This is a genomic window from Streptomyces poriticola (genome assembly GCF_036689765.1).
Taxonomy (GTDB): domain Bacteria; phylum Actinomycetota; class Actinomycetes; order Streptomycetales; family Streptomycetaceae; genus Streptomyces; species Streptomyces poriticola.
The window spans coordinates 1-752 of record NZ_JBAGKH010000096.1 but is presented as its reverse complement, the minus strand read 5'-3'; the positions used below and the strand labels follow the sequence as shown (position 1 = coordinate 752).

The following is a 752-nucleotide window of genomic DNA, read 5'->3' as shown; positions in this document are numbered from 1 at the left end:
GGTGTTGAGCCGGGTGATCAGGGGGGTGATGGTGTGCCCCCGGCGTTCGGCGGTGTCCCAGTCGCGGGGTCTGAGCTGGTACTTCTCGGAGTCGAGGTATTCCTCGGAGCCCTCGCGCAGCGGGGTGTTCTCGCAGAGTTCGTAGCCGCTGTAGATGCCCCAGGCGGGGGAGAGGGTGGCGGCGAGGACGGCGCGGACCTCGAAGGCGGGCCGGCCGCCGTGCTGGAGGTAGGCGTGCAGGATGTCGGGGGTGTTGGTGAACAGGTTGGGCCGCATGTAGGCGGCGGCGTCGCCGGAGAGCTCGGTGAGGTACTCGGTGAGTTCCTGTTTGGTGGTGCGCCAGGTGAAGTAGGTGTAGGACTGCTGGAAGCCGGTCCGGGCGAGGGTGTGCATCATCGCGGGGCGGGTGAAGGCCTCGGCGAGGAAGACGACGTCGGGGTCGGTGCGGTTGATGTCGGCGATGACGCGTTCCCAGAACGCGACGGGTTTGGTGTGGGGGTTGTCGACGCGGAAGATGCGTACGCCGTGGGCCATCCAGTGGCGCAGGACGCGCAGGGTCTCGGCGGTGATGCCGTCGGGGTCGGTGTCGAAGGCGAGGGGGTAGATGTCCTGGTACTTCTTGGGCGGGTTCTCGGCGTGGGCGATGGTGCCGTCGGGGCGGTGGTGGAACCACTCGGGGTGTTTGTGGACCCAGGGGTGGTCGGGGGAGCACTGCAGGGCGAGGTCGAGGGCGATCTCGAGGCCGAGTTCGG

General features: G+C 68.4%; 1 pseudogene. It reads right to left on the bottom strand.

Annotation, left to right across the window (positions count from 1 at the left end):
* Window positions 1-752, bottom strand: a pseudogene (locus V5O46_RS31600) (alpha-1,4-glucan--maltose-1-phosphate maltosyltransferase); the annotation flags it as partial.